Here is a 24,980-nt window from a genome sequence, read left to right on the forward strand (position 1 = left end):
ATGATTTATAAGAGAAGTAGTGAGTTATTTGAGAATGCGCAAAAGGTAATTCCAGGTGGAGTAAATTCTCCCGTTAGAGCTTTTAAAGCGGTTGGGGGAGATCCTATTTTTGTAGAACGTGCTGAAGGAGCTTATTTATATGATGCAGACGGGAATAAGTTTATAGATTACATTAATTCTTGGGGGCCAATGATCTTGGGTCATGCCCATAAGCCTGTGGTAGATGCTGTTATCGAAAAAGCTAAAAAGGGAACCAGTTTTGGAACTCCTACAGAAATTGAAACCAGAATTGCAGAATTAGCGGTAAAAATGGTTCCTAATATAGACAAGATCAGGTTCGTGAATTCTGGAACAGAAGCTTGTATGAGTGCAGTTAGACTGGCGAGAGGTTTCAATTCAAAAGAAAAGATCATAAAATTTGCAGGCTGTTATCATGGGCATAGCGATTCATTTTTGATACAAGCGGGGAGTGGAGCCATAACGTTTGGAACTCCAAATAGTCCCGGTGTAACTCAGGGAACAGCAAAAGATACGCTCTTAGCCAAATACAACGATCTGGATAGTGTAAAGCAATTAATTGAGGCTAATAAAAAGGAGATCTCCTGTATTATTTTAGAACCGGTTGCCGGAAATATGGGATGTATTCCACCGCAACAAGGGTTTTTAGAAGGACTTCGGGAATTGTGTGATACTAATGACATCTTGTTGATATTTGATGAGGTAATGACAGGGTTTAGATTGGCCCCTGGAGGTGTACAAGAAACTTCTGGAGTTAAGGCAGATATTGTATGTTTTGGAAAAGTTATTGGAGGTGGTTTGCCGGTAGGTGCTTTCGCTGCTAGAAATGAAATCATGAATTATTTAGCTCCAATTGGACCTGTATATCAAGCCGGAACATTAAGTGGTAACCCTTTGGCAATGGCTGCAGGATTAGCAATGCTTACAGAGCTAGATGAAAATAGGCAGATCTTTGAAAGTATCAATAAAAAGACTCAATATTTACATGAAGGAATTGCAAAGGTTTTAAAAGAGAATAATATTACTCATACTATCAATAGATTTGGTTCTATGATCTCTGTTCATTTTGCGGAAGAAAGGGTAGTTGATTTTGATACTGCTGCGAATGGCAACAATGAAACTTTTAAAAAGTTCTTCCATGGAATGTTAGATCATGGAATTTATATTGCTCCAAGTGCATTCGAAACATGGTTCATTACTGAAGCCTTATCTTATGAAGATATAGACAAAACGATACATGCAGTACGCGAAATATCAAAAACACTATAAGTAGATAGTATCTTATTTACAAAAAACTCGTAATAGTTCTTCAGAGATCTTTACGGGTTTTTTTGTTGAATAATCCATGAGGCACCACGTAGACTTTGCTTCTACCAAAATATCTCCATTTTCTTTATTTAATATATGGACATGTCTCTTTGAAGTTACATGTGTCTGTTCTCCAATAAATGTTTTTAAAAGCAAGTTATCATTTAAGAAAGCCTGCCTCTTATAATCTATTTCGTGCCTTATAACTACCCAAAAATAGCGTTCTTTAATTTCGCAGCTAGCTCTAGATTCCCAATGAGACTTCGCAATATCCTGTATCCATTGCACATATTGTACATTATTTACATGTTGCAAATCATCAAGATCAGATTCAGAAACCTTTAGCTGCTGTTCAAATATTTCGGGAGTATAACTCATTTATTTTTTTATAATTTCTACCTCAAACAATTTATCCCAGTTCTTTCCGGTAACATACAATCTTTTAGTATTCGGATTATATGCAATTCCGTTTAATACATCTAGTTTTGGGTGTTGTGTAACATTATCTCTTAGATCATGGAAATCTATGATACCTTCAATAGCTCCATTTTTAGGATTAATGATGGCTACTCCGTCTTTTTGATAAGTGTTCGCGTATATTTTACCATCTACCCATTCTAGTTCATTTAACTGTGTAGAGATCGTTCTGTTTGTTGTAGGTTGTATATAATCTAGTTCAGCCAGCGTTTGAGCATCCAAAGTCCAGATCTTCTCTGTACCATCACTTTTATAGAATTTCTTTCCATCATTGCATAGTCCCCATCCTTCTTTACTTTGATTAAAATTAAAACTGCCAATTTTTTCGAGAGTTTCTATATTATAAATAAAGCCAACTCCTTTTTGCCATGTTAATTGATAGATCTTATTATTTAGAATTGAAAGTCCTTCTCCAAAATATCTTGCGTCTAGATCTATCTTTTTAAGAACCTTTCCCGTTTCAAAATTAGTAATACGCAATGAAGAACTTCCGTATTGCCCTGTACTTTCGTATAAAGTATCATTTAAGAATTCTAAGCCTTGCGTATATGCTCCCTGATCATGAGGATAGGTATTAATGATCTTATAGGTATAAATTGCGGGAGGTGCATCATTATATATTTTTACCGAAGTTTGTAGGGTATCTGTAGTGCCTTCAGAATAGATAAATGCGCTTATTTTTTGATTACCCAACTTTTCTCTCTCAAGCTTTAACTTCAAATTGGTCTCTTCTGGCTTTTTTGAGATTAATTTATCTTGAAGGTAAAAGTTAACGGAGTCTATTTTTTTACTTTTTGGATTCAAAATAGAGACTTCTAACTGATCTCCTAGATGATATTCTGCCTTAACTTGATTTAATTTTAAAGAATAATCACTTATTTTTTTATCAGAATTACTTCCACAAGAAATTAAAATGAAGTTTAAAATAAACAGTAACAGGAGGTTAGCTTTTTTCATAAAAATTAGCGTTTTTGCTAAGGGCTAAATTAATTAAATCAGTTTAAAAAATACTTGTAAAATGTATCAAAGATTGTATATTTGCCTCGGCAAGTCCCACACAACCAGCTCCTGCTGAATCCCCCCAGGGCGGGAACGCAGCAAGGGTAGGCGGTCGAAGCGGTGTGATGTGGGTAGCTTGCCATTTTTTGTATCTGATATTTAAATATTATCGCATCTTTGTGAGCTATGAAAACAGATGCCTCTCAAACTTCAAAAGTTGTTCTTATTACTGGTGGTTCTTCAGGAATAGGAAAGTCTATAGCAGAATATCTTTCTGATAGAAATTATAAGGTTTACGGTACGAGTAGAAATCCTCAAAATCAATCTTCTTTAAAATTTGAATTAGTTGCTTTGGATGTTACTAAAGTGGACACGATAACTGCTGCGGTTAATTCAATCATAGAAAAAGAGGGTAGGTTAGATGTACTTATAAATAATGCAGGGGTTGGAATTACAGGCCCGCTTGAAGAAACTCCGGAAATTGAAATAAAGAAAGCTTTTGATACCAATTATTTTGGGCCATTAAATGTAATTAAGTCTGTATTGCCTCAAATGAGAAAGCAAAAATCAGGGCTTATAATAAATATTACCTCTATTGCTGGGTATATGGGCTTACCATATCGCGGTATATATTCAGCTTCAAAAGGAGCTTTAGAACTAACTACAGAAGCCTTTAGAATGGAGCTTAAAGACTTTAATATTAGTATGACTAATGTTGCTCCTGGAGATTTTGCTACCAATATTGCGGCAGGGAGATTTCATGCTCCTGTAATTAAAGGTTCTCCATATGAAACTTCCTATGAGCGTACCTTAAATATTATGAATGAGCATGTAGATCACGGTAAAGATCCGCAGGTAATGGCAAAAGCTATCTATAAGATAATTACTACCAAAAAACCTAGAGGGCATTACAAGGTGGGAGAACCATTACAGAAATTTTCTATTGCGCTTAAAAGGATTCTACCAGATAAAGTATATGAGAAGATGTTGCTCAAACATTATAAATTGTAATTTTACAACACAAAATTTTCTATAAAACTTAAAAAAACCACTATGAAATTTTTTATTGACACTGCAAACCTTGATCAAATTAAAGAAGCTCAGGATCTTGGAGTTCTTGATGGAGTTACAACCAATCCTTCTTTAATGGCAAAAGAGGGAATTACCGGAAAAGAAAATATCATTAATCATTACAAGAAGATATGTGATATTGTAGATGGAGATGTGAGTGCAGAAGTAATTTCTACAGATTTTGATGGAATGGTTAAAGAAGGTGAAGAACTAGCTAAGCTTCATAAGCAAATAGTGGTTAAGATTCCTATGATAAAAGAAGGAATTAAAGCTATTAAATATTTTAGCGATAAGGGAATTAGAACCAATTGTACACTAGTTTTTTCTGCAGGACAAGCTTTGTTAGCAGCAAAAGCAGGTGCAACTTATGTATCTCCATTTATTGGTAGATTAGATGATATTTCTACAGATGGATTAAATCTGATTGCAGATATTAGATTGATCTATGATAACTACGGATTTGAAACTGAAATTCTTGCAGCTTCAGTACGTCATAGCATGCATATATTAGAATGTGCTAAAATTGGGGCAGATGTAATGACCGGGCCGCTTTCTTCTATTGAAGGTTTATTAAAACATCCTTTAACAGATAGCGGTTTAAAACAATTTTTAGCAGATTATAATAAGGGAAATTAAATTACCTTATAAAATAATAAAAAAAATCCCAGAGGTAACTTTGGGATTTTTTGATTTGTGATATTTTAAGATGCTATTTCTGACTGATAAATTCTAAAATTTTATTCTCAAGTTCAGGAGAATTCAATTGTACATCTCCTCTAACTATTGTCCCATCTGCTTTTACAAAAAGCAGCTTATTCAGGTAGTTTTTAAGTAGTTTCTGCTTTACGGTGATGATCTCTAATTTATACTCAAAATTTTGATCATAAACTTCCTGAGCAACTCTGTTTTGCCAAATATCAAATTGATCTTTATCTATATTAATGCCTATAAAATTGATCTCTGGATACTTAAATCTAAGGTCTTCAATAATATTATTTTCCCATTTGTGGTGTCCTTGAGAACTTAAGGTCCAATGGTAGGTAATTATAGGTTTTCTTGAAATATCTTTCAACATAACCGGCTCATTTTTACTATTCAATAGTTTTAAATGACCGATATTAGAGCCAGGCAGCAAATTATTTTGGATCATAGCCATTTGCTCAATATCCTCCAATTGTCTGCCAGAGTAATTCATGGATTTCAAAGTTTCCACGATAGAGTTGATATTCTCTTTATTCTGAGAATAGATAATTCCCTGAGCCGCCAAAAGTTCTAAAAATGAATTTCTAATTGATTCTATCTCAATATTAGAATCTACCATTTTCATTCTACTCTTTATGTTTTCATAACTGTTTAGATCGTAACATTCTTCAGAACTGCTTTTTCTAGACTTACAATCTTCTATAGATTTCGATCTAAAATAATCATCTAAAAAGTTCAAGTAAATATAATTATCCTGAGATGCTTTATCATTAAAAGAAATATCCTTGCGATACTCATGAAAATCTGAAGGTATGTTATTTGCATATTCGTGATAATACTTTTCAATTAAAAAAGTATATCGCTCTCTTAGATCGTAGAATTCATAATTTATACTAGCAGCAGCTAGGTCGTAAAATTCTTCAGATAGATCATATCTATCTCTAAGAGCTGTTAGGTCTAAGGTTCTTGCTTCTCTTATAGAATCTGTTTTGTAAGCAAACTCTTCAGGCTTAACTTTATAATAATGAAGAATAAGATCGTTGTTCTTTTGATTTTGAAGATAGATCTTATTAAGAAAATTACTTTCTTTGGCGCCCTTACCGCTAAAATTGATAGATTCATCAAAATCTAAGGTATTAACAAAAACCAGTGTGCTATCTCCTGGTTCTAAATACATGATCTGATTTTCGGGTGGATGTTTAAAAACGTATAGGCCTGCTTCAATATTATTTAGCTCTCCACTAAATCTATTATTTTCATTTAGCTGAAATGTATCTATATCTACATCGTTCTTAGAGATGATGACATATTCGCTACTTGGATTTTCAATTTGACCACCAATAAATACTTTTTGAGTGTTCTTAATGTCACTATTGCAGGAAGTCAGTCCCACAAATAAAAGCAGTATTGAGAGGGATATTATAGTTCTCATAAGAGGATTGGGAATTCTAGGGGTATTTGGAAATAATTACAACGTAACAAATATAATTTTTGATAGGTCTTCTTTTGTTAATCGATAGTTAAAAGGCTGAATTAAAAAGTTAATCTTTTATCTATTGGACAATATTAGCTACTTTTGCAAAAATTTACGAGAAGAAATATATATCTATGTTATCAGTTTCAAATCTTTCAGTTCAATTTGGTAAGCGTGTTTTATTCGATGAGGTAAATACCACTTTTACACAGGGGAATATCTACGGAATTATTGGTGCTAATGGTGCTGGAAAATCTACATTTTTAAACATCCTTTCTGGAAAAAGTGAACCTACTAGTGGTAGAGTTTTTCTAGAGCCAGGAAAGAGAATGTCTGTTCTAGAGCAAAACCACAACCTTTATGATGAATATACTGTTTTAGAAACAGTAATTATGGGTAATAAGCCATTATTCAAAATAAAAAAGGAAATGGATGAGATCTATGCTAAGGAAGATTTCAATGATGCAGATGGAGAGCGAGTAGGGGTGTTACAGGTGGAATTTGAAGAAATGAATGGATGGAATGCAGATAGCGATGCTGCCTCTATGCTTTCAAATCTTGGGATCTCTGCAGATTATCATTACTCACTTATGAAGGATCTTGATGGTAAGCAAAAGGTACGTGTGTTATTAGCACAAGCACTTTTTGGAAATCCGGATGTATTGATCATGGATGAGCCTACCAACGACCTGGATTATGAAACAATAATCTGGTTGGAAAACTTTTTGGCTTATTATGAGAATACAGTAATAGTAGTATCTCACGACCGTCACTTTCTAGATGCGGTTTGTACTCATATTTCTGATATAGATTTTGGAAAGATCAATCATTACAGTGGTAATTACACGTTTTGGTATGAATCTTCTCAGTTAGCTGCTAGACAACGTTCTCAACAGAATAAGAAAGCAGAAGAGAAGAAGAAAGAGTTGCAGGAATTTATCATGAGATTTAGTGCGAACGTTGCGAAATCTAAGCAAGCAACATCTCGTAAAAAGATGATTGATAAATTAAATATTGAAGATATTAAGCCTTCTAGTAGAAGATATCCAGCCATCATCTTTGAACGAGATAGAGAAGCCGGAGATCAGATCTTACACGTAGAAGGATTGGAAGCATCTATAGACGGAGAGACAATCTTTAAAAATATAGATCTTAATCTTAAAAAAGGAGATAAAGTAGTAGTGTATTCTAGAGATTCTAGAGCTACAACTGCATTCTATGAGATCATAAACGGAAATCAAAAAGCTGTTACCGGTACTTATAATTGGGGTATAACTACTTCCCAATCCTATCTACCACTAGATAACTCAGAATTTTTTGAAAACGATCTAACGCTTGTAGATTGGTTACGCCAATGGGCTAAAACAGATGAAGAGAGAGAAGAAGTTTACATTCGTGGATTTCTAGGTAAAATGATATTTAGTGGGGAAGAGGCATTAAAAACATCAAATGTACTTTCCGGTGGAGAGAAAGTAAGATGTATGTTAAGTAGAATGATGATGATGCGCGCTAACGTTGTAATGTTAGATGAACCTACCAACCACCTAGATCTAGAATCTATTACAGCTTTTAATAATTCGCTTAAGAATTTTAAAGGAACTGTAATGTTCACCACTCACGATCATGAATTTGCACAAACTGTAGCTAATAGAGTGGTAGAATTAACTCCTAATGGAGTTATTGACAGGTATATGAGTTTTGATGAGTATATGGATGATAAGAAGATAAAAGAGCAACGCGATAAGATGTATAAAGTGTAATTCTTAATATATAAAAACTAAAAACCCTCAAATATTCATTGAGGGTTTTTTATTTGAATTCTTTTTAAAGGCCTTGATCTTCTTCATCAGAATAATCTTCTTTGAAAGTTGCAGCCACAATCTTTTGAGCTACATCTAGATGAGAAGTTACGGCAAAAAGTTGCACTTGTCCCGGGAGCCCTCCACCAAATCCTGCTCTCAAACCAGAATCAAAATCGTTGCGCACTCTACAAGAGATTCCTGCTTTTTGAAAAAGTTCTTGAAGATATTGTACATTAACATCAGAACCTGTGTATACTCTTTGATAATTATCTTCTGTGCTCATAATATTTAGTTTTAGATATTCTAAAATACATAAAGCAAATCTGTATTATCAACGTTTTTTAAAGAGTTTAACGTTCTAAGCGTTGTAATATTTACTATTCCATATGGAAGAGCTAAAATTTTTACCTTTTTTGAAACCATAAAATATAGCCATTCCTGCTACCCCTTTAAAAATAAAAAAGAAAGTCATAATGTATTCTGATGTTGTAGTATGTGGACTAAACAATCCATCTGGAACCATAAGCGTTAACACAACACTAAATAGCGCTAAAGTAATAAGAAGGTTCTCAATCTCCTTGAATGGCCACATAAGCAACTTTCTGAAAGGATGTAGGTCTTTACCCCAAGAATGAATTAAGTAGAAGTAATCATTCCCTATAGGTGCAAATAATAAAGGGTCGTCTGCATTCTCCAATTTGAACAATTTTGAGGGCGCCATGATCTTGAATCCTTTAAGCTCGATATGATGAGTATTTTCTATTTCTTTAATTTTAATTAAAGCCTCGTAGGGAAGAGCGCCTTTAAAATAGTTGCTATCTAAAAATCTTAATCTGTATAGAACACATATTTTTTTAATATCAGAGATATGGAATATCTTTTCAGAACTTAAAAGATCTATATTAAATTCGTTATTAGAGAGATCTGATCCTTCAGATAGTGTTCTTTGAATGTTCTTCTCTCTCTGCTCGTCTTTGTCCAAAATTTGGCGAACAGATTCCAAAATATCATTCGCAGTAATGCGCTTATTTCTGGCTTCTAAGATTTTTGTGGGAATGTTTGTGTTTAGAATTTTCATCATCATCAACTTTGCGTTCAACTAAATTAATTAATTGATACTGAATTGCCAACGTCAAATAAAAATTTATTTTTTGAAGGTTGAATCACCTGTTTTTTGGGATATACAAAAGTTAAAGAAGTATTAATTCAGCTATTTGTTAGAACCGCATTTAGCTATTTCTCGTTTGTTTATACAGATAACTAAATCAACATATTATGAGAAATTTAAAATTTTTAGCAATTGCAATTTGTGGGATCGTATTATTTTCAACTGCTGAGGTACATGCTCAGAAAATGAATAAGGAAAAAAGTATAATGGTGGGTGGAGCAGAGATGTATCCAAGTAAAAACATTATTGAGAATGCAGTGAATTCTAAAGATCATACAACCCTTGTTGCTGCTGTGAAGGCTGCAGAATTGGTTGAAGTATTACAGGGAGATGGACCTTTTACTGTTTTTGCACCTACAAATGCTGCTTTTGAAAAATTACCGGAAGGAACGGTAGCATCACTTTTGAAACCAGAGAACAAAGAGAAATTACAAGCGGTTTTAACTTATCATGTTTTAGCTGGAGACTTTAAAGCTAAAGATGTTGTAAATGCTATTAAAATGGGAAATGGAAAAGCTACCTTTAAAACTGTAAATGGTGCTGAGCTTACCGCAATGATGGATGGTAAAAATGTAAAAATTAAAGATGCTGCTGGTAATGTGGCTACTGTAACTATTGCTAATGTAAATCAATCTAACGGAGTTATTCACGTTATTGATACCGTACTATTACCATCAAAATAATTTTTTTAAGAGCATGGGGTTCTTAAATTAACAAAGGTCATTTTCTTAATTGAAAATGACCTTTGTTAATTTTGGAAGATGAGAATTACTATCTTAATTCAGCCTTCAATTCCTTTTCAAAGCGCTGTTGTAATTTGTTCATTATCTTATCTATTTGCTTATCCGTAAACGTGCTATGCTCATCCTGAAACATAAAACTTACTGCATAACTTTTCTTTCCATCAGGTAGATTTTTACCTTGATACACATCAAAAAGATTCACAGATTTTAAAAGTCGTTTTTCAGATTGTTTAGCAATAGTTTCAATCTCTTCATAGCTAACAGCTTCATCCAACAATAGTGCAAAATCTCTCCGTACCGCCGGAGATTTTGGAATAGCTGTAAACATAACTTTTTGATTTTGGGCCGTTTCTAGTACAAGGTCCCAGTTAAAATCTGCATATAGAACTTCTTGCTGAATTCCGAAATGCTTAAGTATTGAATTTTTTAATACTCCAAATTCAACCAGTTTAGATTTTCCTGAGGAAATAGCAAGGCCTTCAGAAAATATATCTCCTTTTACAGAAGAATTTTTGAGAGATATAATCCCAAGACGCTCTAAAATATTCTCTATTATACCTTTAATGTAAAAGAAATTTCCAGGAGTTTGAGTAGTATTCCAAGATTCAGAAAACCTGTTGCCCGAAACAAATAGGTTTAAATGCTTTTTCTCCTCACGGCCGCTAGGATAATTATGATACGTTTTACCAAATTCAAAGAATTTAAGGTCACTTCTCTTTCTATTTAAATTATAGCTTATCGCCTCTAATCCTGAGAATAATAATGACTGACGCATAACAGACAGATCCTGACTTAGCGGATTAAGCATTCTTACGCTTTGCTCATCACTAATATGATCAGTTAATTTTGTATAACTAGCGGTAGTTAAGGAGTTAGCCATGGTTTCAAAAAAACCTTGTCCTACCAATTGATTTGCGATATGATTTTGAAGTTTATAATCTTCAAATTTTGAAGAATTTGAAATGGAGGCATTTAATTTCGTTCCAAATTCTATGTTGTTATATCCGTAAACTCTTAAGATCTCTTCAATAACATCTGCTTCTCTTTGAACATCTACTCTATAAGAAGGAATGGTTAGCCCCATTCCAGATTCTGTAACATTGTTAACTCGAATCTCCAAAGAAGCTAAGATAGATTTGATGGTTTCCTCAGCAAGATTCTGGCCTATAAGCTTATTAACTTTTTCAAAGGTTAGAAAAACCTGAAAGTCTTCTATTTTTTTGAAATATAGATCATCTACATCACTAGTTATTTCACCTCCGGCAATCTCTTTAATAAGCACTGCCGCACGTTTTAAGGCGTATTCTGTAATGTTTGGATCTATTCCTCTTTCAAATCTAAATGATGCATCTGTGTTAAGAGCATGTCTTTTAGCTGTTTTTCTTATACTAACAGGATTAAAGTAGGCACTTTCTATAAAAATTTTAGAAGTTGTTTCTTTAACACCGCTAGAAATTCCTCCAAATACTCCGGCTATACATAAAGGTCCTTGAGTATCACAGATCATAAGATCTTCTTCATGAAGTTCTCTTTCTACTTCATCTAGCGTAGTGAATTTGGTGCCCGCAGGAAGGGTCTTTACGTGAATCTCATTTCCTACTATGCTATCTGCATCAAAGGCATGTAAAGGCTGTCCAAGTTCATGCATAACGTAATTGGTAGCATCTACAATATTGTTCTTCGGATTTATTCCTATAGCTTTTAATCTATTCTGAAGCCATTTTGGTGAAGGTTTTACCTTGATTTCAGACATAGTTATTCCGCAATATCTAGGCGCAAGGTTAGAATCATCTACAAATATCGGAATTCTTAGACTTCTACTGTCTACATTAAAACCACTTACAGAAGGAGTAATAAGTTCTAGGCTAAGATCTTGTTGCTGGTATCCAGCCTTAAGATCTCTTGCAACTCCCCAGTGGCTCATTGCGTCTGCTCTATTTGGAGTAAGACCTATTTCAAAGACTTGATCATTTTCAACTTCAAAAATTTCGGCTATAGCTTTTCCTGGTTCCAGATCGCTCTTTAGAACCATGATACCATCATGGCTTGCACCAAGTCCCAGCTCCTGCTCAGAACATACCATTCCAAAACTTTCTTCTCCGCGTATCTTGCCTTTTTTTATCTCCCAAGATTCCCCTTTTTCATCATAAAGAACGGTGCCTATGGTTGCTACCGGTACTTTTTGACCTTCGGCAATATTTGGTGCACCACAAACTATTTGAAGTGTCTCATTATATCCAATTTCAATCTTACATAATTTAAGTCGATCTGCATTAGGATGCGGAATACAACTTAATACCTGGCCAACTACAATTCCTTCTAAACCTCCTTTTACACTTTGAAAGCTTTGGATACCTTCTACTTCCAGCCCAAGGTCTGTAAGTAAATGTCCCGTCTTTTCTGGGTTATTTGGTAGTTTTATAAATTGCTTAAGCCAATTGTATGAAATTTTCATAGGTTCCTTTTTTCCGTGGGCAAAGATAGTATTACGAATGGTTTTGGCATAATTTGCCCTTTGTTTTTAGAGATAAAATATCAATAGATTCTAATTTAAGTCAAATAAGCGTTCTTATCCAAGATTAATGATAAAACGTCAAAATGCAATTCTAAGGATGCAGTCTAAAGTAGTATTTAAATTGAATGAATCTTGTATTTTCTCAACTCTGCTGTACAGTTTAATTATTCTGAAATATGATTGTTAGTAAAATTAATTGAGGGCGTGCTCGGAGTCATGTTAGCTAATATAGTTCCAAATATTCTTGTGTTTAGCCACTTGCGCATAGGTGTATCTAATAGCTTTATTCTTTTCAAGTTTTAGATCTGGATCCTCGGTAAGTATTTGTTTAGCATAATATCTGGCCGTTTGTAGTATCTGATTGTCCTTTATGATATCTGCAATTTTTAGAACAAGTACTCCACTTTGTTGCGTTCCCATAAGATCTCCGGGACCTCTAAGTTTTAGATCTACTTCTGCAATTTCAAAACCATCACTAGAAGTGGTCATTGTTTGAAGTCTAGTTTTTGCATCTTCTGAAAGTTTATGGCTTGTCATTAAAATACAATAGCTCTGTTCTGCTCCTCTACCAACTCTACCTCTAAGTTGATGTAATTGGGAAAGTCCAAATCTTTCGGCGCTTTCAATAATCATAACGCTGGCATTAGGAACATTTACCCCTACTTCTATAACAGTGGTTGCAACCATGATTTGTGTTTCACCTTGTACAAATCTATTCATCTCAAATTCTTTGTCGGCTGGCTTCATTTGTCCGTGTACTATAGAGATTTGAAATTCCGGCATAGGGAATTCTCTTGCAATACTTTCATAACCATCCATGAGATCTTTATAATCCATTTTTTCTGACTCCTGGATGAGAGGATAAACCACATAAACCTGTCTCCCTTTTGCAATCTCATCTCTTATAAATCTAAAAACTTTTAGACGATTACTATCGTATCTATGAACTGTTTTTATCTCTTGTCTTCCGGGTGGTAATTCGTCTATTACAGAAACATCTAAATCGCCATATAGACTCATTGCTAAAGTTCTGGGAATAGGGGTGGCGGTCATCACTAAAACATGTGGGGGGAGATGATTTTTTTGCCATAATTTTGCTCTTTGAGCAACGCCAAATCTGTGTTGTTCATCTATGATTGCCAGTCCTAAATTTTTGAATTTAACCTTGTCTTCAAGAAGCGCATGAGTTCCAATTAGGATGTTTATTTCACCATTTTCAAGTTTTTCATGGATCTCTCTTCTCTTTGAAGCTTTTGTTGAGCCAGTTAAAATGAAAATACTGGTATTCAGTTCTTTACATAGTTCAATTAATCCGTGATAGTGTTGTACTGACAAAATTTCAGTAGGAGCCATAAGACAAGCTTGAAAATCGTTGTCAAGTGCTATTAACATTGACATTAAGGCAACTATCGTCTTCCCAGAGCCTACATCTCCCTGTAAGAGCCTGTTCATTTGTGCTCCACTACCCATATCGCTCCTAATTTCTTTGATCACTCTCTTTTGCGCACCGGTTAATTCGAACGGTAAATATTGATTATAAAACTCTCCAAAATTCTCTCCTATCTGATCGAAAATAAAACCTTTGATTCGTTTTTTATGAAGCATATTTTTAACCAAAAGTTGAAGCTGAACATAGAATAATTCTTCAAATTTAAGTCTGAATTGTGCTCTTGCAAGTAGCTCTTGGCTGGTAGGAAAATGTACATTAAAAAGTGCTTCTGCTCTTGATATTAATTTTAATTCACCTCTTAGATCATCGTTCAAAGTGTCGTAAAATTTTCCCTTGGTTTCCAGAAAAAGTTGCTGCATTATTTTGGTGATCACTCTATTTGTGATCCCAGATCTTGCTAATTTTTCTGTAGAAGGATAGATAGGTTGCATGGCAATTCTAAGATTTTTTTCATGCTCTTCCAGCAATTCTATTTCTGGATGTGGCATGCTAAAAACTCCATTGAACCAATTTGTCTTTCCAAATATTACATAGGGTGTATTTATCTTTAAACTTTCTCGAATCCATTTTTGACCTCTAAACCAAACCAGTTCCATTTTACCGGTATCATCAATAAATTCTGCTACCAATCTACTTCCTCGCTTTTGTTCAACAGTTTTGATATTGATTATCTTACCAATAATTTGAATGTCTGCAGAGTTTTGTTGCAATTGGGAGATCTTGTAATATTTCGTCTTATCAAGGTATCTGTTTGGAAAGAAATTTATTAGATCTTGATAGGTATGAATTCCAATCTCCTTGCGAAGTAGTTCTGCTCTAGCGGGTCCTACGCCTTTTAAATAATCTATGGGAGTCTGTAACAGGTTTGAATTCATAAAACGAAGATATTAAAAAACCATTAAAGCTATCTTCTTATCAAGATAGTATGAATTGTGAAGCGTGAATTGTATTTTTATACGCTAATCTAATATAGATAGGGTGTAAAAGCCTATGTATTTTTATTATCCCCCTGCTATGAAAGCTTTGCTGCTGCTAGTGTTCTTACATATTAATTTTAATATCTACTCTCAAGACAATGTAAAATTGGAGCAGATACAAACCGTAGATTTTAAGACAACGGCTGCAGAAATAGCAATCTTGCCAGAAACTAATACCGTTAAAGGTAAAATGATCTATTCTTTAGAAGTGATTAAAAACACGGATTCTATTTATATAGATGCTCAAAATATGGAATTTGAGAATGTGCTTTTGAATGGTGAAAAAGTAAATTATTATTATAATAAATCTAAGATATGGCTAATTTCAGATTTTAGATCATCAGATATAGATACCATTAGTTTCAACTATATCGCAAGTCCTAGACAGGCTATGTATTTTATTAACTGGCAATATTCAGATCAAAATTTAAGGAAACAAGTTTGGACCCAGGGTCAGGGTAAGAATACATCGCACTGGATGCCTGTTGTGGATGATATGAGAGAGAAAACAATTTTCGATCTTAAGATAAGTTTCCGTAATGGATATGATGTGTTTGCTAATGGTGAGTTTCAAGATAAATTAACGCTAGATAATAATTCTACCCAATGGCATTATAAAATGCAGCAGCCTATGAGCAGTTATTTGGCGGCAGTAGCAATTGGGGAATACCGGTTAAAGAGTGAGAGATCTAAATCTGGAATTCCTTTACAGCTGTATTATTATCCTGAAGATTCTCTTAAGGTATCACCTACCTATAAGCATACAAAGAAAATCTTCGATTTTTTAGAGAAAGAAATTGGAGTGCCTTACCAATGGCAAAATTACAAACAACTACCGGTTCAGGATTTTCTATATACCGGAATGGAAAATACGAGCATCACTCTTTTTGCAGATATGATGATGGTAGATAGCATTGGGTTTAATGATAGAAATTATATTTCTGTAAATGCTCATGAACTGGCTCATCAATGGTTTGGGAATCTCATCACAGAAAGATCTGGAAAAGATCATTGGTTGCAAGAAGGTTTTGCAACATATTACGCATTGCTGGCTGAACGCGATATTTTTGGAGAAGATTATTACTATTGGAAATTATATGAAAGTGCAGAGCAATTAAAAGCGTTAAGTGATAAAGGCAAAGGTGAATTATTAGTGAGCCCTAGATCTAGTTCAATTACATATTATCAAAAAGGTGCATGGGCATTGCATATGCTTAGAGAGCGAGTAGGAGATGCTATCTTTAAAAAGGCCATTCAGAATTATTTGGAAAAATATAAGTTTAGCAATGTTACAACCGCTAATTTCATGGAGGAAGTGGAATTAGTGTATGGTAATAAATTGGATGGTTTTAAGAAAAACTGGTTACAGCAAACTGCATTTCAGGGTACCGCGGCGTTAAACTCTTTAAAGAAATCTAAGTTCATAACAGACTATTTAAAGATAGCGGCTTTAAGAGAAACCCCTTTAATAAATAAGCAAGAAATTTTGAGGAAAGCTTTAGAATTTCCGGTGAATGATTATATAGGTCAGGAAGTGATCATTCAACTATCCGGCCAGAAAAGTTTAATAGCTCGAGAGTTATATAAAAAGGCGTTTCAGAGCGGTAATCTGTATGTAAGGCAGGCTATTGCAGCAAGTATTAAAAATATACCGGATGGCTTGAAGACTAATTTTGAAGGGCTACTTAAAGATGATTCTTACCTAACTAAAGAGCAGGCTTTAATGGAGCTTTGGTTGCGCTATCCAGATAAAATTCAAAATTATCTGAATGTTACAAGTACTGTACAGGGTTTCTCTAATAAAAATGTTAGGTTGCTTTGGCTAACACTAAATCTAGTGAGTCCTGCGGTAGATGCAGAGAAGTCAGAAATTTATTATAAAGAACTTAGTTCCTATACTTATCCTTCGTATCCATTTGAGCTTAGGCAAAATGCTTTTGGTTATCTATATCAGATAGACACTTTTACAAATCAAAATTTAATAGATCTGGTGCAGGGCGCTCAGCATTACAACTATAGATTTAGAGATTATTGCAGAGATTTACTATATAAGCTCTTAGAAAATCAGGTTTATCGAGAAAAATATGTAGCTTTATTAGATAGTTTGAAAGAAGTAGATAAAGAATTCTTAAATAAAAAGCTCAAAATCTAAATGCGGGCACTTGTTATATCTGGAGGTGGTAGTAAAGGTGCTTTTGCCGGCGGTGTAGCGCAGTATTTAATAGAAGCTCAGGGCCATGATTATGATATGTATTTGGGAACTTCTACGGGAAGCTTGCTAATATCTCATTTGGCGCTTAATAAAACTCAGAAGATAAAGAATATCTATACTTCGGTTACTCAAAAAAGTATCTTTAGCAATAGGCCTTTTATGGTGAAAAGAAAACATGGGTACGATCAAATTTCCATCAATCACTTTAATGTTCTCAAAAACTTTTTTAAAGGAGGAAAGACCTTTGGTGAGAGTTATAATCTTAAAAAACTTATTTTAGAGACCATCACTCCCGAAGAATTTGAGACTTTGAAGAAAAGTAATAAAGAGATAATTGTTACTGTTTCTAATCTTTCTATGAACGAGGTGGAATACAAGTCTATAAACGATTTTGGATATGAAGATTTCTGTGAATGGATATGGATTTCTTGCAATTATACCCCATTTATGAGTTTAGTACGCAAGAATGGATGTGAGTACGCTGATGGAGGATTAGGATCTATGGTTCCAATAGAAGAAGCTATTAAGAGAGGCGCAACAGAAATAGATGCTATTATATTACAAACAGAAGTAACCTATTTTAATAGACTCCCTTCTAAAAATGTTTTTTCGCTTATTACGCATCTCTTCAGTTTTATGTTAGATAGAATTGAAAATCAGAATATAAGAATAGGGAAATTTGTAGCGGCAAATAAAAATGTGATCGTAAATTTTTATTATACACCAACAGTATTAACTACCAATTCTCTTATTTTTGATAAGGAGAAGATGGAGAGATGGTGGGAAAGTGGTTATAGTTTTGCCAAATATAAAAATGAAGATTTAAATCAAATTCAACCTTAATGCGTGCATTGGTAATATCTGGAGGCGGTAGTAAAGGAGCGTTTGCTGGAGGAGTAGCTCAATATTTAATGGAGGAAGAAGGAAAGAAATATGATCTTTTTCTGGGAACTTCTACCGGAAGCTTGTTAATTCCTCATTTAGCAGATGGAAATATCACGAAAGTGTATGATATCTATACGAACGTAACTCAACGAAAAATCTTTAGTCTTAACCCTTTTATAGTAAAGAAGAAAGACGGAAGGGAATATGTTACCATCAATTATTTTAATATGTTCTGGCAGTTCGTAAAGAAAAAAAGAACTTTTGGAGAAAGTAAGAACTTGCGCAAACATATACGAAAGAACTTTTCAGAAGAAAATTTTAACTCAGTAAAAGCCAACGCAAAAGATGTAGTAGTTACAGTATCTAACCTATCTAAAAATCGGGTGGAGTATAAATCTATCCACGATTTTTCTTATGATGATTTTTGTGATTGGATATGGATAAGCTGTAACTATATTCCGTTTATGAGTTTAGCAACTAAGAATGGTTATGAATATGCAGATGGTGGTCTAGGTTGCGTGGTACCAATTAGAGAGGCTATTAAAAGAGGTGCTACAGAGGTGGATGCAATAATTCTGGAAGCTGAAAATATGGAATACAATAAAGTTCTTGGAAAAAATCCTTTTTCGCTAATGATCAATCTGTTCGGGTTTTTATTAGATCAGGTAGAATATCACGATGTGGTTGAAGGGAAATTAGCTGCCTTAAACAAAAATGTGAAGTTGAATACATATTATACCCCAGTGCAACTTACAGAAAATTCTCTAGTCTTTAATAAAAAAGCCATGACACAATGGTGGAAACAAGGCTTTGAATATGCTAAAGAAAAGGGGCTTCAAAAAAAAGGAGATCCAATATTAGCTTTTAAGAAGTTGATCTAAATAATACTTCTAACTTCTTTTTTAATATAGTCTAGTGCAGTTTCTGTTGGGGCTTGCTGCTCCATTAATCCAGCCAAAATAACCTCTCGCAATTTATCTGCAGATGTAACCCCTTCTTGTTTTAAGGTTTTTCTAATAATGCCTATGGTTGCGTTCTTAGATGTCTTTATAACATTCCAACACTCTCCGGTAATATAGATTTGCTGTGCTAAATTATGCTCAAATTCTATTTCAATGTTGCTTGTAAGTACATTGGAATATTCTTCTGCAGTAAGATTATCTGTTTTAATGCGAATCAATAATTTACCAAATGAAATCCTTTCAAGATAAAGTGCCATACGCTCATAAGCTTGTAATCTTAGGGGTAATGCTTCTTTTTGATTCTCTTTTCTAATTAGAAACATTCGTCTTTTTTCTTCATTTAGCATGTACATTCTAAAGAAATAAAATGCAACTAAGCCAACAATTATGGCAGGTAAAATATAGAAGAAAAGCTGAATTATATTGATATCATTCATAGAGTAACACAAATAGTACGCACTGTTTATAATGCTAATGTAAAAGTAATATTTTAAGATTAGACTGTAGCTTCTCAATAGAACTAAAGTCAGTGCTAAGCATTTAAAGAGCTAACGCAATTTCTATTAAAATTAGTACATTCTACAAGGCAATACTTAGAAGTTTATAAGTTGGTAGCCTTCATTTTGAAGTTGAACCAGCGCATTCATTGCAGATAAAGCCATTTTTACCTCTGGTAACATTTGTGATTTTAAAATATTTGCTGCTGCTGCCGTTTGGCCGCATACAATGACATCTACTCCAAAATCTGCTAGTTCTGACACTAATTTAGTATTAGGATTTCCATTGGTTGCCTCGCTATTCTTAGTTGCATAATCTTCATCTAATAACACATCGTTAACGGCAGCAGAATGGAGTACAAGTGCAACTTTTATGTTTTTAGGAGCAACCCCATGCTTCACGTTCATATTTATAAATCTTGCAGCACTTTCAATATATCTATTTATATCATTTGGGTCTTTAGATTTTGCAGTAATATCGAAAACGATCTTAAGTTCTGTGCTTTTGTCTGTCTCAAAATCTAGGTTAGGAACCTCAAAGGTAGGGCCATAGTTTGGTATTGCATCACTTTCTTGAGAGAAGCCAAAATAAGAGGTGCCTATAAATAGAATGGTGAATATTGATTTTGGAATAAAGTTCATGGTAGGAAGAATAATGAATTAGATTTTTTAAAGATATTTAAAATTTTAGTAGGCTTGCCACAATAGCTGAAATGTTTCAAAGTATGCGGGCTTCAGATTTTAATTTGACCCGATTTTTGGTTAAATTCACGGCTTAAAATAAAGAGGAAAATTGGAATCATATTTAGCTGAATTGAATGATGCCCAAAGGGCGCCCGTTCTTCAAAAAGACGGGGCGATGATAGTAATTGCAGGTGCTGGATCTGGAAAAACGAGAGTGCTTACCTATAGAATTGCCTATTTAATGAGTAAGGGGGTAGATCCATTTAATATTCTATCACTCACCTTTACCAATAAAGCTGCAAGAGAAATGAAAAAGCGTATTTCTCAGATCGTAGGTAGTAGTGAAGCGAAAAATCTTTGGATGGGTACATTTCATTCCATTTTTGCAAAGATGCTTAGAATGGAGGCAGACAAATTAGGATATCCATCCAATTTCACTATTTATGATACTCAGGATTCTCAACGTCTTATTTCTGCTATTATCAAAGAAATGGGACTAGATAAGGATGTTTATAAATACAAACAGGTTTATTCTAGAATCTCCTCTTATAAGAATAGTCTTATTACGGTTAAGGCATATTTTCAAAATCCGGAGCTAAAAGAGGCAGACGCTATGTCTAAAAAGCCTCGAATGGGTGAGATATATAAAGAATATGTAGAGAGATGTTTTAAAGCCGGTGCTATGGATTTTGATGACCTGCTGCTAAAGACCAATGAGTTGTTGAATAGGTTTCCGGAAGTTCTTCAAAAATATCAAAATAGATTTAGATATATTCTGGTTGATGAGTATCAGGATACCAATCACTCTCAATATTTAATTGTAAAGGCATTATCAGATAAATTCCAAAATATATGCGTTGTGGGAGATGATGCACAGAGTATTTACGCATTTAGAGGTGCTAACATCAACAACATTCTAAACTTTCAGAAAGATTATGATAATGTGGAGATGTATAGATTGGAGCAAAATTATAGGTCTACCAGAAATATAGTAAATGCTGCAAATTCAATAATAGATAAGAATAAGACCAAATTAGAGAAAGTTGTATGGACCGCCAATGATGATGGAGCAAAGATCATCGTTAATAGACTGCTTACAGATGGAGAAGAAGGTAGATATGTAGCCAGTTCTATTTTTGAAAATAGAATGAATCACCAACTAAGTAATGGAGATTTTGCTATTCTTTATAGAACCAATGCTCAAAGTAGGGCTATGGAAGACGCACTTAGAAAGCGTGATATACCGTATAGGATCTATGGCGGACTTTCTTTCTATCAGCGTAAAGAGATAAAAGATGTGATCTATTATTTAAGGCTACTTATTAATTACAATGATGAGGAAGCACTTAAAAGGATAATTAATTTTCCCGCTAGAGGAATTGGAGGCACTACAATAGATAGATTAACTATTGCAGCCAATCAATATGGAAAATCTATTTTCGAGATCATTGAAAATATAGATCAATTAGATCTAAAGATCAATTCTGGTACTAGAAATAAGCTTACCAATTTTGTGAATATGATTAAGAGTTTTAGAATTCTTAATGAGAATGCTGATGCTTTTACTGTTGCAGATACCGTTGCAAAGAAAACGGGACTTATTCAGGAATTAAAAAAAGATACTACTCCAGAAGGTGTTGCTAGAATAGAGAATATTGAAGAATTACTTAACGGGATAAGAGACTTTGTTGAAGGTCAAAAAGAATTAGCAGATGCTACCGGCTCGCTGTCAGAATTTTTAGAAGACGTTGCATTAGCAACAGATCTAGATAAAGATACTGGAGATGATGATAGAGTGGCTTTAATGACCATTCACTTAGCTAAAGGATTAGAATTTCCATATGTATATATTGTAGGTATGGAAGAAGATCTTTTTCCTTCTGGAATGAGCATGAATACGAGATCTGAACTTGAGGAGGAGCGTAGATTGTTCTATGTGGCTTTAACAAGAGCAGAAAAACAAGCCTACCTAACCTATACGCAATCTAGGTATAGATGGGGAAAGTTAGTAGATGCGGAGCCAAGTAGATTTATAGAGGAAATAGATGATGTTTATAAGCATTACATGATTCCTCAAGACGATTATAAATATAAGCCTCTAATAGATGCAGATATTTTTGGAGAAGTAGATAAGAGTAAATTTAGACAGACCAAACCAAGATCCAGCTCACCTCCACCCGCGCATAAACCTAGTGAGGAGCAATTAAGAAAACTAAGGAAATTGAGACCTGCTACCACTTCACGAGAGACAGCTTCGGTAAAAGATACAATTCAATTGCAAGAAGGGGATCAAGTAGAACATATAAGATTTGGAAAAGGGCATGTTATTAAAATAGATGGTAACGGCCAGGATAAAAAAGCAGAGATCAATTTTGAGAACGGAGGGATTAAAAAATTACTCTTAAGGTTTGCTAAGCTGAAACTGCTTTCATAAAACATTAATATATCTTCATCATCCGTTAAACTTCTGTTATTGATTAAGTTCATACCAAGGCTTTTTTATAATTTGAAAATAAAAAAATGGTAAGAGAAGGAAGTTCTGTAAAATGGAAATGGGGAAATGGTTACGCTGAAGGCAAAGTAATTGAAACTTATACCGAAGAAGTAACAAAGCAAATTAAAGGTTCTGAGGTAACACGAAAGGGTAGTAGTGGCAACAAGGCACTTTATATTGAGCAGGAAGATGGTGCCAAGGTATTGAAGTTAGAGCAGGAGGTAGAGCACATTGAATAAATATTTAAATTTTTCGAAATTAAGTTTTAGAAATTCGTAAATTTTGAGAAGCTTAAAAATATATCAGTATGGCAGAATTAATTAGAATTTACGAAGAGAACCCAAATCAGAAAGATATAAAACGGGTTGTAGATGTTTTACGAAATGGTGGATTGATAATCTATCCTACAGATACCGTTTATGGATTAGGATGTGATATTACTAATACTTCAGCTTTAGAAAAGATTGCGCAGATTAAAGGCGTTAAGCTCGAAAAGGCTAATTTTTCATTTATATGTGAAGATCTAAGCAATTTATCAGATTATGTTAAGCAAATAGATACACGAACATTTAAAATTTTAAAACGCAGCCTCCCGGGACCTTATACTTTTATTTTGCCTGGTAATAATACCTTGCCTTCAGTTTTCAAAAAGAAAAAAACAGTTGGGATTAGGGTGCCAGATAACAACATTTGCAATGCTATAGTAAAAGCCTTAGGCAATCCAATTGTTTCTACATCTATTAGAGATGAAGATGAGGTTATTGAGTATACTACAGATCCAGAATTGATTCTAGAAAAATGGAATAAGCTTGTAGATATAGTTATAGATGGTGGATATGGAGATAATATTCCTTCCACTGTTATTGATCTTTCGGGTGCGGAGCCTGAAATTATAAGAGAAGGAAAAGGAAGTACTGAAATTATGTAAATATTTGAATTTGTTTAAATATTAATAATAGAAAAAAAGCCTCGCACTGCGAGGCTTTTTTCGTGGTTATGAATTAATCTTTTTTCAAATTACAAGATACCTGCAACATTAGCAACAAAATACTCATGAGCTTGTTGTTGTGTCATTATATGACCTTGTTTTTGAGCACTGTTTGCGAGATCGAAACCTAGATTTGCAGCTCTCATTCTTTGTGCAGGTGTTCCGTGGTGTCCAGCACTTTTAAATCCGCAATCTCCTATTTGGAAGAATAAACTGTAAAACTCTTCAACTCGTTTTTGATGGTAAGTAGCTCCTCTTTTGTGTGTCATGTAATAAGCCGCTAAGAAATCTGCCTCTAACTCTGTGTAACGAGTTGCAGTTGCTTGATCTGGATCTGCTCCTTGTGGATACCAAGTTGGGTAGTTTAAAAATTGTACTTGATGTGCCCATTCGTGAGCTAAAATACCAGTCCATACAATTCCTTCATCAACTCCAGCTTCTGCAAGCCATGTTACTAAACCGTCTCCTATAACAATTGTTTTATTTCCAGAAGCAAAACCATCTGTAGCAAAATATGGATTTTCAGGTAAGTTTGGTGATAGTTCGTTATATCCCAAATATTCGTCTGCAATTTGAGAAGCTTGTTCAATAGTTAGATTTACAAAAGTACCATCTGGTTGGCTATATCCGTAGAAAGTAGAAAGTACCTCCACCCAAATGTCTTTATTGTCTAAGCTTTCGGTATGTTGTCCTTTCACGGTGATCATTCCCTGCATATCCCAGAAAGAAGCTAATTCTCTTTCGCGTTTCACCATTAATTTGGTATAATCTCCGTCATTCCCAAAATATTGATCACTATTATCTAATAAGAAGCTGTAGTAATAATTTACGTTAGAGTAAATTCCATTTTCTGATAAGGCTAAAGGATCAGCAATAATTTGTTGGATGTATTTACTTGAAACACTATTAAATGCGGTAGGTCCACATTCGCTTGGTGCGACAGCGTTAAAGATGTCACCCATATTTTCACTCATTTCTTTCTCAGCAAATTTATTACTGTTTGGAAGAAGCACTAATTCTGTTCTGGACTTTAAAGCATTGTTATTAGAGGTATCGAAATTTTGAACATTATCTTCTGTTTGACACGAAACAATTGCCGATCCCACAGCACATAACGTGATAAAGTTTTTAATCTTTCCCATTCTTATAATTAGTTATTTTAGTTAATGATAGGTTAAATATATCATTATAATTGTATTATATCGGCTTTATAAAGTTTTTCATCGAGTATTAATTGATAACATCAGTATCTATGCGAAAAACATTAAATAGTATTATAATTGATATTCTCTACTAAACGTATATATTTTGAATTATTGATAGTTTATTGGTTAATAAACTAAATTTTAATTTGAATAAATAGCAAAAGCATTAATATTACATGCGCTTTTCCTTTACTTTATTAATAACATTCTTATGTTTCAAACTTTTAAGTGATTAATGGACATGATGATACATTATATGATATTACCTTTTCTGTAATACATAGGAGATTATTGGTTGCCTTAAGAATTCGGGTTTGATGAATAAGCTATAGGATAAAATTAATTTGAA

21 protein-coding genes and 1 other RNA gene are annotated in these 24,980 nt (G+C 33.9%); 12 read left to right on the top strand and 10 right to left on the bottom strand.

The window, feature by feature from the left end; all coding sequences use genetic code 11:
• Positions 1-1,287: a glutamate-1-semialdehyde 2,1-aminomutase gene (hemL, locus tag BLT84_RS09930; RefSeq protein ID WP_091265156.1), complete on the top strand. Its 1,287-nt coding sequence runs from the start codon at positions 1-3 to the stop codon at positions 1,285-1,287.
• Between the two features lie 12 nt (positions 1,288-1,299).
• Here the strand turns inward: hemL and BLT84_RS09935 are convergent, their stop codons facing one another.
• Positions 1,300-1,704, bottom strand: coding sequence for an acyl-CoA thioesterase (locus BLT84_RS09935; protein WP_091265158.1), 405 nt, complete (start codon positions 1,702-1,704; stop codon positions 1,300-1,302).
• On the bottom strand, positions 1,705-2,760 hold the full coding sequence (locus BLT84_RS09940; RefSeq protein WP_034891086.1) for a glutaminyl-peptide cyclotransferase: 1,056 nt from the start codon (positions 2,758-2,760) through the stop codon (positions 1,705-1,707).
• 87 nt (positions 2,761-2,847) lie between these two features.
• On the opposite strand from BLT84_RS09940, the gene ffs reads away from it, so the two are divergent.
• From ffs to fsa, 3 genes are all read left to right on the top strand, one after another.
• An RNA gene (ffs, locus tag BLT84_RS09945) (signal recognition particle sRNA small type) lies at positions 2,848-2,947 on the top strand.
• A gap of 41 nt (positions 2,948-2,988) precedes the next feature.
• A complete protein-coding gene (locus tag BLT84_RS09950; protein ID WP_091265160.1) occupies positions 2,989-3,813 on the top strand; it encodes an SDR family oxidoreductase in 825 nt (274 codons plus the stop codon).
• Between the two features lie 42 nt (positions 3,814-3,855).
• Positions 3,856-4,509 (top strand): fructose-6-phosphate aldolase, encoded by a 654-nt coding sequence (gene fsa, locus BLT84_RS09955; protein ID WP_034891092.1) that lies wholly within the window; start codon positions 3,856-3,858, stop codon positions 4,507-4,509.
• Positions 4,510-4,582: 73 nt separating this feature from the next.
• Here fsa and BLT84_RS09960 read toward each other — a convergent pair whose 3' ends face one another.
• The gene (locus BLT84_RS09960; RefSeq protein ID WP_231929285.1) at positions 4,583-6,007 is read right to left on the bottom strand and encodes a hypothetical protein; all 1,425 of its coding nucleotides are present in this window, start codon (positions 6,005-6,007) and stop codon (positions 4,583-4,585) included.
• 176 nt (positions 6,008-6,183) lie between these two features.
• On the opposite strand from BLT84_RS09960, the gene BLT84_RS09965 reads away from it, so the two are divergent.
• Positions 6,184-7,809, top strand: a complete 1,626-nt coding sequence (locus BLT84_RS09965; protein WP_034891098.1) for an ABC-F family ATP-binding cassette domain-containing protein — start codon at positions 6,184-6,186, stop codon at positions 7,807-7,809.
• Between the two features lie 64 nt (positions 7,810-7,873).
• On the opposite strand, the gene BLT84_RS09970 is transcribed toward BLT84_RS09965, so the two are convergent.
• A complete protein-coding gene (locus BLT84_RS09970) occupies positions 7,874-8,134 on the bottom strand; it encodes a putative signal transducing protein (RefSeq protein WP_091265163.1) in 261 nt (86 codons plus the stop codon).
• Positions 8,135-8,209: 75 nt separating this feature from the next.
• Complete coding sequence (locus BLT84_RS09975) at positions 8,210-8,929, bottom strand: hypothetical protein (protein WP_091268183.1); 720 nt, start codon at positions 8,927-8,929, stop codon at positions 8,210-8,212.
• A 197-nt stretch (positions 8,930-9,126) separates the two neighbouring features.
• Here BLT84_RS09975 and BLT84_RS09980 point away from each other — a divergent pair, with 197 nt between their 5' ends.
• Positions 9,127-9,702: a fasciclin domain-containing protein gene (locus BLT84_RS09980; protein WP_091265166.1), complete on the top strand. Its 576-nt coding sequence runs from the start codon at positions 9,127-9,129 to the stop codon at positions 9,700-9,702.
• A gap of 88 nt (positions 9,703-9,790) precedes the next feature.
• Here the strand turns inward: BLT84_RS09980 and pheT are convergent, their stop codons facing one another.
• Both pheT and recG read right to left on the bottom strand, forming a co-directional pair.
• Positions 9,791-12,217, bottom strand: coding sequence for a phenylalanine--tRNA ligase subunit beta (pheT, locus tag BLT84_RS09985; protein WP_091265169.1), 2,427 nt, complete (start codon positions 12,215-12,217; stop codon positions 9,791-9,793).
• Positions 12,218-12,496: 279 nt separating this feature from the next.
• Complete coding sequence (gene recG, locus BLT84_RS09990) at positions 12,497-14,602, bottom strand: ATP-dependent DNA helicase RecG (RefSeq protein WP_091265173.1); 2,106 nt, start codon at positions 14,600-14,602, stop codon at positions 12,497-12,499.
• 139 nt (positions 14,603-14,741) lie between these two features.
• Between recG and BLT84_RS09995 the strand changes: the two genes are divergently transcribed.
• From BLT84_RS09995 to BLT84_RS10005, 3 genes are read left to right on the top strand one after another with little or no spacing between them, the layout of a single operon-like run.
• Positions 14,742-16,856, top strand: coding sequence for a M1 family metallopeptidase (locus tag BLT84_RS09995; protein ID WP_091265176.1), 2,115 nt, complete (start codon positions 14,742-14,744; stop codon positions 16,854-16,856).
• Positions 16,857-17,759, top strand: coding sequence for a patatin family protein (locus BLT84_RS10000; protein WP_091265179.1), 903 nt, complete (start codon positions 16,857-16,859; stop codon positions 17,757-17,759).
• Entirely contained in the window at positions 17,759-18,682 is a 924-nt protein-coding gene (locus BLT84_RS10005) for a patatin family protein (protein WP_091265183.1), read from the top strand. The genes BLT84_RS10000 and BLT84_RS10005 overlap by 1 nt, the downstream gene beginning before the upstream one ends.
• Here the strand turns inward: BLT84_RS10005 and BLT84_RS10010 are convergent.
• Together BLT84_RS10010 and BLT84_RS10015 are read right to left on the bottom strand one after the other, a co-directional pair.
• Positions 18,679-19,200 (bottom strand): hypothetical protein, encoded by a 522-nt coding sequence (locus BLT84_RS10010; RefSeq protein WP_091265186.1) that lies wholly within the window; start codon positions 19,198-19,200, stop codon positions 18,679-18,681. The genes BLT84_RS10005 and BLT84_RS10010 overlap by 4 nt on opposite strands.
• A gap of 156 nt (positions 19,201-19,356) precedes the next feature.
• Complete coding sequence (locus BLT84_RS10015) at positions 19,357-19,902, bottom strand: DsrE family protein (protein WP_034891121.1); 546 nt, start codon at positions 19,900-19,902, stop codon at positions 19,357-19,359.
• Positions 19,903-20,053: 151 nt separating this feature from the next.
• On the opposite strand from BLT84_RS10015, the gene BLT84_RS10020 reads away from it, so the two are divergent.
• The 3 genes from BLT84_RS10020 (at position 20,054) to BLT84_RS10030 (ending at position 23,366) form a co-directional block, all read left to right on the top strand.
• Positions 20,054-22,378, top strand: coding sequence for an ATP-dependent helicase (locus BLT84_RS10020; protein WP_091265189.1), 2,325 nt, complete (start codon positions 20,054-20,056; stop codon positions 22,376-22,378).
• An 86-nt stretch (positions 22,379-22,464) separates the two neighbouring features.
• Complete coding sequence (locus tag BLT84_RS10025; RefSeq protein ID WP_091265191.1) at positions 22,465-22,677, top strand: DUF2945 domain-containing protein; 213 nt, start codon at positions 22,465-22,467, stop codon at positions 22,675-22,677.
• Positions 22,678-22,745: 68 nt separating this feature from the next.
• The gene (locus BLT84_RS10030; protein WP_091265195.1) at positions 22,746-23,366 is read left to right on the top strand and encodes an L-threonylcarbamoyladenylate synthase; all 621 of its coding nucleotides are present in this window, start codon (positions 22,746-22,748) and stop codon (positions 23,364-23,366) included.
• Positions 23,367-23,455: 89 nt separating this feature from the next.
• On the opposite strand, the gene BLT84_RS10035 is transcribed toward BLT84_RS10030, so the two are convergent.
• Positions 23,456-24,568, bottom strand: coding sequence for a hypothetical protein (locus BLT84_RS10035; protein WP_091265199.1), 1,113 nt, complete (start codon positions 24,566-24,568; stop codon positions 23,456-23,458).
• Between the last annotated feature and the right edge of the window lie 412 nt (positions 24,569-24,980).

The sequence above is a fragment of the Gillisia sp. Hel1_33_143 genome (genome assembly GCF_900104765.1).
GTDB lineage: Bacteria > Bacteroidota > Bacteroidia > Flavobacteriales > Flavobacteriaceae > Gillisia.

Coding starts and splice junctions, on each gene's coding strand:
- BLT84_RS10015 (WP_034891121.1), bottom strand. CDS start 19,902: ATGAACTTTATTCCAAAATCAATATTCACCATTCTATTTATAGGCACC.
- pheT (WP_091265169.1), bottom strand. CDS start 12,217: ATGAAAATTTCATACAATTGGCTTAAGCAATTTATAAAACTACCAAAT.
- BLT84_RS09940 (WP_034891086.1), bottom strand. CDS start 2,760: ATGAAAAAAGCTAACCTCCTGTTACTGTTTATTTTAAACTTCATTTTA.
- BLT84_RS10005 (WP_091265183.1), top strand. CDS start 17,759: ATGCGTGCATTGGTAATATCTGGAGGCGGTAGTAAAGGAGCGTTTGCT.
- BLT84_RS10010 (WP_091265186.1), bottom strand. CDS start 19,200: ATGAATGATATCAATATAATTCAGCTTTTCTTCTATATTTTACCTGCC.
- BLT84_RS09970 (WP_091265163.1), bottom strand. CDS start 8,134: ATGAGCACAGAAGATAATTATCAAAGAGTATACACAGGTTCTGATGTT.
- BLT84_RS10025 (WP_091265191.1), top strand. CDS start 22,465: ATGGTAAGAGAAGGAAGTTCTGTAAAATGGAAATGGGGAAATGGTTAC.
- BLT84_RS10000 (WP_091265179.1), top strand. CDS start 16,857: ATGCGGGCACTTGTTATATCTGGAGGTGGTAGTAAAGGTGCTTTTGCC.
- BLT84_RS10035 (WP_091265199.1), bottom strand. CDS start 24,568: ATGGGAAAGATTAAAAACTTTATCACGTTATGTGCTGTGGGATCGGCA.
- hemL (WP_091265156.1), top strand. CDS start 1: ATGATTTATAAGAGAAGTAGTGAGTTATTTGAGAATGCGCAAAAGGTA.
- BLT84_RS09935 (WP_091265158.1), bottom strand. CDS start 1,704: ATGAGTTATACTCCCGAAATATTTGAACAGCAGCTAAAGGTTTCTGAA.
- recG (WP_091265173.1), bottom strand. CDS start 14,602: ATGAATTCAAACCTGTTACAGACTCCCATAGATTATTTAAAAGGCGTA.
- BLT84_RS09980 (WP_091265166.1), top strand. CDS start 9,127: ATGAGAAATTTAAAATTTTTAGCAATTGCAATTTGTGGGATCGTATTA.
- BLT84_RS09975 (WP_091268183.1), bottom strand. CDS start 8,929: ATGAAAATTCTAAACACAAACATTCCCACAAAAATCTTAGAAGCCAGA.
- BLT84_RS10030 (WP_091265195.1), top strand. CDS start 22,746: ATGGCAGAATTAATTAGAATTTACGAAGAGAACCCAAATCAGAAAGAT.
- BLT84_RS09950 (WP_091265160.1), top strand. CDS start 2,989: ATGAAAACAGATGCCTCTCAAACTTCAAAAGTTGTTCTTATTACTGGT.
- fsa (WP_034891092.1), top strand. CDS start 3,856: ATGAAATTTTTTATTGACACTGCAAACCTTGATCAAATTAAAGAAGCT.
- BLT84_RS09960 (WP_231929285.1), bottom strand. CDS start 6,007: ATGAGAACTATAATATCCCTCTCAATACTGCTTTTATTTGTGGGACTG.
- BLT84_RS09965 (WP_034891098.1), top strand. CDS start 6,184: ATGTTATCAGTTTCAAATCTTTCAGTTCAATTTGGTAAGCGTGTTTTA.
- BLT84_RS09995 (WP_091265176.1), top strand. CDS start 14,742: ATGAAAGCTTTGCTGCTGCTAGTGTTCTTACATATTAATTTTAATATC.